At 69.4% G+C, this 7501-nt stretch carries 7 protein-coding genes and 1 other RNA gene; 4 read left to right on the top strand and 4 right to left on the bottom strand.

Going from position 1 to position 7501, the window contains the following annotated elements; all coding sequences use genetic code 11:
* The 4 genes from ubiG to AB3X43_RS12135 form a co-directional block, all read left to right on the top strand.
* The coding region (ubiG, locus tag AB3X43_RS12150) for a bifunctional 2-polyprenyl-6-hydroxyphenol methylase/3-demethylubiquinol 3-O-methyltransferase UbiG (protein ID WP_369430115.1) at positions 1 to 573 on the top strand (573 nt) is incomplete at its 5' end.
* Positions 570 to 1241 (top strand): HAD family hydrolase, encoded by a 672-nt coding sequence (locus AB3X43_RS12145; protein ID WP_369430114.1) that lies wholly within the window; start codon positions 570 to 572, stop codon positions 1239 to 1241. The genes ubiG and AB3X43_RS12145, both read left to right, overlap by 4 nt.
* A 13-nt stretch (positions 1242 to 1254) precedes the next feature.
* Positions 1255 to 1614: a transfer-messenger RNA gene (gene ssrA, locus AB3X43_RS12140) on the top strand.
* Between the two features lie 210 nt (positions 1615 to 1824).
* Positions 1825 to 3699, top strand: coding sequence for a hypothetical protein (locus AB3X43_RS12135; protein ID WP_369430113.1), 1875 nt, complete (start codon positions 1825 to 1827; stop codon positions 3697 to 3699).
* Between the two features lie 34 nt (positions 3700 to 3733).
* On the opposite strand, the gene AB3X43_RS12130 is transcribed toward AB3X43_RS12135, so the two are convergent.
* The 4 genes from AB3X43_RS12130 to AB3X43_RS12115 all read right to left on the bottom strand — a co-directional run.
* The gene (locus AB3X43_RS12130; RefSeq protein WP_369430112.1) at positions 3734 to 4999 is read right to left on the bottom strand and encodes an amidohydrolase family protein; all 1266 of its coding nucleotides are present in this window, start codon (positions 4997 to 4999) and stop codon (positions 3734 to 3736) included.
* Positions 4992 to 5648, bottom strand: a complete 657-nt coding sequence (locus AB3X43_RS12125) for a TetR/AcrR family transcriptional regulator (protein ID WP_369430111.1) — start codon at positions 5646 to 5648, stop codon at positions 4992 to 4994. The genes AB3X43_RS12130 and AB3X43_RS12125 overlap by 8 nt, the downstream gene beginning before the upstream one ends.
* Positions 5649 to 5650: 2 nt before the next feature.
* Complete coding sequence (gene upp, locus AB3X43_RS12120) at positions 5651 to 6280, bottom strand: uracil phosphoribosyltransferase (RefSeq protein WP_369430110.1); 630 nt, start codon at positions 6278 to 6280, stop codon at positions 5651 to 5653.
* Between the two features lie 24 nt (positions 6281 to 6304).
* The coding region (locus AB3X43_RS12115; RefSeq protein WP_369430108.1) for a DUF1688 family protein at positions 6305 to 7501 on the bottom strand (1197 nt) is incomplete at its 5' end.

Raw genomic sequence — 7501 nt, 5'->3', positions numbered from 1 at the left:
CCGCTCGATGGACGACAGATCATCGATGTAGGTTGTGGCGGTGGCATCCTCAGCGAAGCCATGGCACGCCAGGGCGCCCAGGTCCTGGGCATCGATCTGGCTGAACGTTCGCTGAAGGTGGCCCAGCTGCACGCCATGGAAGCCGGCATCAACAACGTCCACTACCGCGAAGTCGCCGCCGAAGTGCTGGCCGATGAGCGCCCTGGCCAGTTTGACATCGTCACCTGCATGGAGATGGTCGAGCATGTGCCCGATCCAGCCTCCATCATCGCCGCCTGCGCGAAGCTGGTGAAACCCGGCGGCTGGGTATTCCTGTCCACGCTGAACCGCAACCCGAAGTCCTTTCTGTTCGCCATCGTCGGTGCGGAATACCTGCTGCGCATGCTGCCGGCCGGCACCCACGAGTACGCCAAGTTCATCCGCCCAAGCGAGCTGGCGACCTGGTGCCGCTCGGCAGGGCTCGACCTGCTGCAGACCCGCGGCATGGAGTACAACCCGCTGACCAAGCGCTACTGGCTCAGCGCCGACACCAGCGTCAACTACCTGCTGGCGTGCCGCAAGGGGACAACATGAAAACACCCTCTACTGTCCATGCGGTATTGTTCGATCTTGACGGCACACTGATCGACAGTGCGCCGGACCTGGGTGGCGCAGGCAACGATCTGCGCGAACGCCGCGGACTGCCCGCACTTCCACTGACCGATTTCAGGCCGATGACCGGTGCAGGTGCACGTGGCATGCTGGGCGTGGCGCTGCAGATCACGCCGGAGCACCCCGAGTTCGAGGCGCTCAAAGTCGAATATCTGGCGATCTACGAAGCCCGGATGACGCGCTTGACGCGGATTTTCGACGACATGGCACCCGTGCTTGATGCGCTGGATGCCGCCGATCTGCCCTGGGGCATCGTCACCAACAAGCACAGCCGCTTCGCCGCGCCCGTGGTGGAAGCGGCGGGGCTGCAACACCGCAGCCGCGTACTGGTCTGTGGCGACACCACCCTGCACGCCAAACCGCACCCCGAACCGCTGTTTGAAGCAGCCCGGCGCATGGGGGTCGATCCCGCGCACTGCCTGTATGTGGGCGATGACCTGCGCGATGTGCAGGCGGGCCGGGCTGCGGGCATGGGCACGGTCGCCGTGACCTGGGGCTATCTCGGTCAAGGCGAGCCGATCGAGGCCTGGGGCGCCAACCACCTGATCAATTTTCCGGCCGAACTCTTGAACTTGCCCGGAATGACCTAAGATATGCGGTTCAGGGGCCGACCTGGTTTCGACGTGGGTTCGGAATTGGAGCAGGGCGTGTCGAGCACCAGTTCGCTCGTAAAACCACTGGAAACAAAGTAACTGCGAACGACTCTACGTACGCTCTCGCCGCTTAACACCGGTGAGCCTCTCAACGGTTGGCCGATGGGCCGGGTCCGCAAGGGCTGAGAGGTAATACACATGGGCTGGTATCTGGTGGGGTCACACAGCCGGGTACAAGACAAAGTGGCTGGTGTTGTCTGAAGGGTGTTCCTGCCCGTCAGCGACATGAGACTCAAATCAGAGAACTACACACGTAGAACTGCCTGAGGATGGCTTGCGGACGGGGGTTCAATTCCCCCCGGCTCCACCAATCAAGCGTTCGGCAAAGCTCGCAAGCGTTCGCCGAACCACCAAAAAGCCCTAGAGAATCAACGCTCTAGGGCTTTTTCTTTGCCCAGGCTACCCGCCACAGCGCCAGCAGCCCCCAGCCCACCCGCCATCCACAGCCTTGAGGATGCCGCCACAGCCGCCGGTCGCCAAAGCAGTCAAGATCCACCGATCCGACTCCCAGGAGCAGACCATGGCCTACCTCTTTCGCGGTCGCCTGTGTGGCGCCCTTTGCGACGACTGTTTCGAGCCACTGGCGAACGTCCAGATCCGGCTCTACCGCCTGCGCAGCAACCAGGATGCCACCCGACTCGCCGTCGCCGAGACCAAGGACACCTTCGCCGTGCTCACCGACGAGCAGGTCCGGGCCAAGGCTGGCGCCCTGCTCGTCGATTGCATGAGCGACGAGTCCGGCAACTTCACCGCCAGGCTGGGCGAGGACCAGAAGTACGCGGGCGAAGCGTTCGAGATCGATGTCTACTGCGGCACCGTGCCACACCGCCGCCCCGAACCGCCCCCCAAAGGCCCTGTGCAGTTCACCATCACCACGGTGCAACCCCAGTGGCGCCAGCGCGAGAACGACCAGATCGCCGCCTGGGACCACTGCCTGGCCCGGCGCTTCTGGTGCTTCATCCGCGCCCTGTTCGACGCCTGGGTGATCTGCGGCCGGGTCACCGTCTGCAGCACCGGACAGGCCGCCGAAGGGCTCACCGTCTACGCCTTCGACCGCGACTGGCTGGTGGATGACCCCATCGGCTCAGGCGTGACCGACGCCTCGGGCAAGTTCCGCATCGACTACCTCGGCGCCGACTTCCGGCGTGGCACCTGGATCAACATCGAACTGATCGGCGGTCCCGATGTCTATTTCCGCATCGACGGCCCATCCGGCACGCCGCTGCTGACCGAGCCTCCCAGCCAGGGCCGCGCACCGGGGCGCGAGAACGTCGGCCCTTGCTTCTGCGTGGCGCTGTGCGTGAAGGATGTGCCACCGGTCGAACACGCCTGGTTCACCCGTGTCGGCGACTTCAACATCTACAGCGACATCGACAACACCACCGGCCTGACCACCACCGCCCAGCCCGCCGGCTTCCCCAACCAGCACGGCGGCCCGGGCTTCGGCTTCTGGCAAAGCCCGCGGCTGGTCGGCGACTGCCCGACCCGCCACCCGGCCACCAGCCAGCCGCTGCGCTACCGCTTCCTGTGGCGCCCGAGCGGCAGCCTGGCCACGCCGTCACCGATCACCGGCCCGATGGTCGTCGCGCAGAAGGTCGGCACGCGGCCGGTGACGTGGAGCTACGGCCTGCCCGGCGATCCGGGCACGCACCCGCAGGACGTGTGGATCACGCCGTCCGGCGGCTACACCGGCCCGATGCCGGCGCCATTCCCTGCTGCCCCGCCCGGACCGCCACCCGGCTCCTGGGGGCCGATGCCGCCGCTGATGCTGCAGCCGGACACCGACGGCTGGGTCACCATGCCGCCTGACGCCACCAACCAGGGCTTTTCCGGGCCGCTGCTGCGGGTCGACACGAACGCGCTGGTGCCCGGTGGCGTGGCGCCGGGTGCGGGCGCCGGCAACCCGATCCCGGCAGGTAGCCTGAAGAACGGCGTGGACATCTCGATCCTCTTCGAGGCTGTGCCCGTCTCCGGCCCTGGGGCGACCCTCGGCAACCAGCTCGACCGGCTGCACGTCAACAACTGGATCGAGGTCGCCGAGTTCAACCTCGACCAGTTCACCGCACCGGGCGCGACTCCGTGCGAAGGCATCACGAACAAGGTGGACCTGCGCTACACGATGGACCATGAGCTGGTGCGCGCGTGGGCGCTGGGACTGTCCACCTCGGCGGTGATCCCCGGCGGAACACCGACGCTGCCAGGCCTGGGGGTGCCGCCGGTGCCGCCCGACCAGTTCAGCTCGGTGCGCGGCGGCCATGGCCAGGTGCATCTGGACACCACCGGCTGGCCGCAGTGCGCCTACATGGTGACGTTCACGCGCAGCCTGAAACTCACCGATGGCGAGGACGATGATGCGGGCCGCGGCGGTGTGGTCGCCGTGTTCTGCAAGCGGTAGCCGGTCGTGGGCAGCGGCTGGACGCTGCAAGCGCTCAGAAGCGCAGCGCCGTGGTGCGGCCGGGCAAGTCCAGTCGCGTCACCACCGGCTCGCTGCGGGCCACCACCCGGCCGGCCCGCAGCACCAGCAGCCGGTGCGCCCTGAGCCGCAGCGCCTCCACCACATCCCGCGCCTGCAGCAGCACCAGATCCGCCCGGCAGCCCACGTCCAGCCCGTAGCCCGCCAGCCCGAGGATGCGCGCTGGCGTGGTCGTCACTGCGGCGAAGCACTGGTGCATCGCCGCCTGCGCGGTCATCTGCGCGACATGCAGGCCCATGTGCGCCACCTCCAGCATGTCGCCGCTGCCCAGCCCGTACCACGGGTCCCTCACGCAGTCGTGCCCGAACGCGACCGGCACACCCGCGGCCAGCAGCTCCGGCACCCGCGTCATGCCCCGGCGCTTCGGATACGTGTCGTGGCGGCCCTGCAGCGTGATGTTGATCAGCGGATTGGCGATCGCCGCCACGCCCGCCTCGGCGATCAGCGGCAGCAGCTTGGAGACGTAGTAGTTGTCCATCGAGTGCATCGACGTGAGGTGCGACCCCGCCACCCGGCCCTGCAAGCCCAGCCGCTGCGTGTGGAAGCTCAGCGTCTCGATGTGGCGGCTCAGCGGGTCGTCTGTCTCGTCACAGTGCATGTCCACGCACAGCCCGCGCTCGGCCGCCAGCTCGCACAGCAGGCGCACAGACTCCGCGCCCTCGCCCATCGTCCGCTCGAAATGCGGGATGCCGCCGACCACGTCCACGCCCAGATCCAGCGCCCGCTGCAGCAGCGCCAGCGCGCCGGGCGAGCGCAGCACGCCATCCTGCGGAAAGGCGACGAGCTGCAGGTCCAGGTACGGTTTCACCCGCTCGCGCACATGCAAGAGCGCCTCGACGGCCAGCAGCCGCGGGTCGCACACGTCCACGTGGCTGCGGATCGCCAGCAGCCCCTTGCCGACCGCCCAGTCGCAGTAGGTCAGCGCCCGCTCGACGATCGCGTCCTGCGTCAGCGTCGGCTTGAGTTCGCCCCACAGCGCGATGCCTTCCAGCAGCGTGCCGCTCTGGTTGACACGCGGCAGGCCGTGGCTGAGCGTCGAGTCCATGTGGAAATGCGCGTCCACGAAGGGCGGCGTGACGAGCTGGCCGGCGGCGTCGAGTTCCTCCGCAGCGGTGGCGGCCAGCGCAGGCGCGACCGCGACGATGCGGCCGTCGCGGACACCGATGTCGAGGTCGCGCCGGCCATCCGGCAGCGTGCAGTGGCGCAGGATCAGGTCAAGCATGGGGCGAGGCTCCGGATTCGACAGGTTCGGTGACACCGCAGCCGCGCAGCACGGTCCGCAGCACATGGTCGGTGGCACGCTGCAGGTCGTCTGCCCCGAGCCGCGCAACGCCGAGCACGGCGCAGACCTGCGCGTCAAAGTCCGCATACGTCTGCGTCGCGGCCCAGAGGGTGAAGAACAGGTGCGTCGCGTCCACGTCCGGCGCAATCCAGCAGCGCGCCTTCCAGCCGTCGATGACGCACACCTTGGCCTCGACCAGCGCCCGCAGCTCGGTGCGCAGCAGGTCGCCGATCTCCGGCGCGCCGCGCAGCACCTCGCTGGCGAACAGCCGCGACGCCTCGGGCCGCTCGGCGGTCATGCGCATCTTCTCGGTGATGTAGTGGCTCAGCGCCTCGTGCGGGTGGCGATCGACGGCGAGCGCGTCGGCCGGGGCGAGCCAGTCGTGCAGCAGGTCGGCCAGCACCGCGCGGTACAGCGCCTGCTTGTGGCGGAAGTAGTAGTGCAGGCTCGCCTTGGGCAGGCCGGCCGCCGTGGCGATGTCCTGCATCGTCGCGCCGGCGAACCCCTTGGCGGCGAAGACCCCCGCCGCCGCGCGCAGGATGTCGGCCTCGCGCGCCTGCCGGATGCGTCCGACCCGCGCCGTCGGCATGGTCACTTCGTGCCGAAGATCCGGTCGCCCGCGTCGCCCAGGCCGGGCACGATGTAGCCGTGGTCGTTGAGGTGGTCGTCCAGCGCGGCCAGCGTCAGCGGCACGTCCGGGTGCGCCTCGGTCAGCGCCTTCACGCCTTCGGGCGAGCCGATCATGCAGACCATCTTGAGGCTGCTGGCACCCGCCTCCTTCAGCCGGTGCAGCGCGGCGATGGCCGAGTTGCCGGTGGCCAGCATCGGGTCCACGACGATCACCATGCGCTCGTGGATGTCCTCGGGCAGCTTCAGGTAGTACTCGATCGGCTCCAGCGTGGTCGGATCGCGGAACAGCCCGATGTGGCCGACGCGGGCGCCGGGCAGCAGGTCGATCATGCCGTCGAGCATGCCGTTGCCGGCGCGCAGGATCGACACCAGGCACAGCTTCTTGCCGCTGATGACCGGCGAGCGCATCGCGGCGACGGGCGTCTGGATGTCGATCAGCGCGGTCGGCAGATCGCGGGTGACCTCGTAGGCCAGCATCGCGGCGATTTCGCGCACGAGGCGGCGGAAGTTGTCGGTGGTGGTGTCCTGGCTGCGCACGTAGGTCAGCTTGTGCTGCATCAGCGGGTGGTCCACGACATGGACTGAAGACATGGCGGTTCTCCTCGTCAAGAAGCGTTAAAAAACCGTGCCATCGCTGGCGATGTCGAGCGGCGGCGCGCCGCCCGGTCGGCGTGCGGCGGCGAGGCGGCGCCCAGTCGCCCAGGTGCCGCCCTCGAGCACGCAGGCCAGCGGAAACGCCTCGGCCGACAGCCCCAGCGTGGCGCGCACGCCCTCGGCGATCAGGTCCAGCGCCGCCACCGTCACGGCGCGCCACTCGACGATGGCCGGGGCGTCCACCGACAGCAGCGCGGTCGGCCAGGTGCCCGACGCCGGCACGAGCAGGCCGGTGTCCAGCAGCAGCCCGCCGTTGCGGTACTCGGGCAGGCCGGTCAGCGCGTCCAGCCCGGTGACGGTCAGGCCCGCGTCGGCCAGCGGCTCCAGCAGCGAATACGTCAGCCACTGCGTCAGCTTGTGGAAGGGCATCCAGCCATCGGCGGTCGCCGGGTGGTGCCAGCAGTCACCGAGGTTGACGCCCTCCAGCGCCAGCCGCCCCGGCCACACCGGGCCGAGCGCCCGCAGCAGCGTGCCGAGCACGACATCGGCGTCGATCCGGTCCCCTTCGGCCTGCGCCAGCAGGAAATCGAGCAGATGCCCCAGCCGTGCCGGTGCGCCGAACACGGTGGGAGTCATCGCCATCACTTCGCCCAAGCGCCGCAGCAGCGCGGCACGGCCGTCCAGCCCGACCAGCGGGTTGTCGGCACGCACCTGGAAGGCAGCGGCCAGGGCGTCGGGCGTGACCGCGGCGAGCGCCGACGCATCGGTGCGCAGCGGCGCCGCCGGATCAGCCGACCAGCCACCGCATGCGAACCAGTCGAAGCTCGCCACGCCCAGCCCTTCCGAGCGCGACAGGCGCTGGCCGTGCGCCGCGTCGCCGTAGTGCCAGGCCGCGCCTGCACCGGCGTCGAGCAGCACGCTCGGGATCACGAGGTCAATGCGCACGCGGGCGCGCTCCAGCCGCTGCGCCTCGCCCGCCAGCCCCGCCGCGTCGGCGAGTGCGGCCCAGCGGTCCACGCCACCCGCCTCGAAATGCCGCCACCGGCTGTGGACCGGCACGCGCAGGTCCGGGTAGCTCGCCCGCGTCGTCCCGACCACCGCCGCGACGGTCTCCGCCAGCTGCGACGGCTGCCAGCGCCAGTGCGGCGAGCGGCCCGCCGCCACGTGGTCCAGCACCGCGTGGCTGCGTGCGCGCACCGCCCGCGCGCTCAGCAGCGC

This window comes from Sphaerotilus sp., from assembly GCF_041083715.1.
In the GTDB taxonomy this organism is placed as follows: Bacteria; Pseudomonadota; Gammaproteobacteria; order Burkholderiales; family Burkholderiaceae_C; genus Sphaerotilus.
Note: the sequence above shows the minus strand (reverse complement) of the source record. Positions and strands in the feature narration are given on the sequence as shown.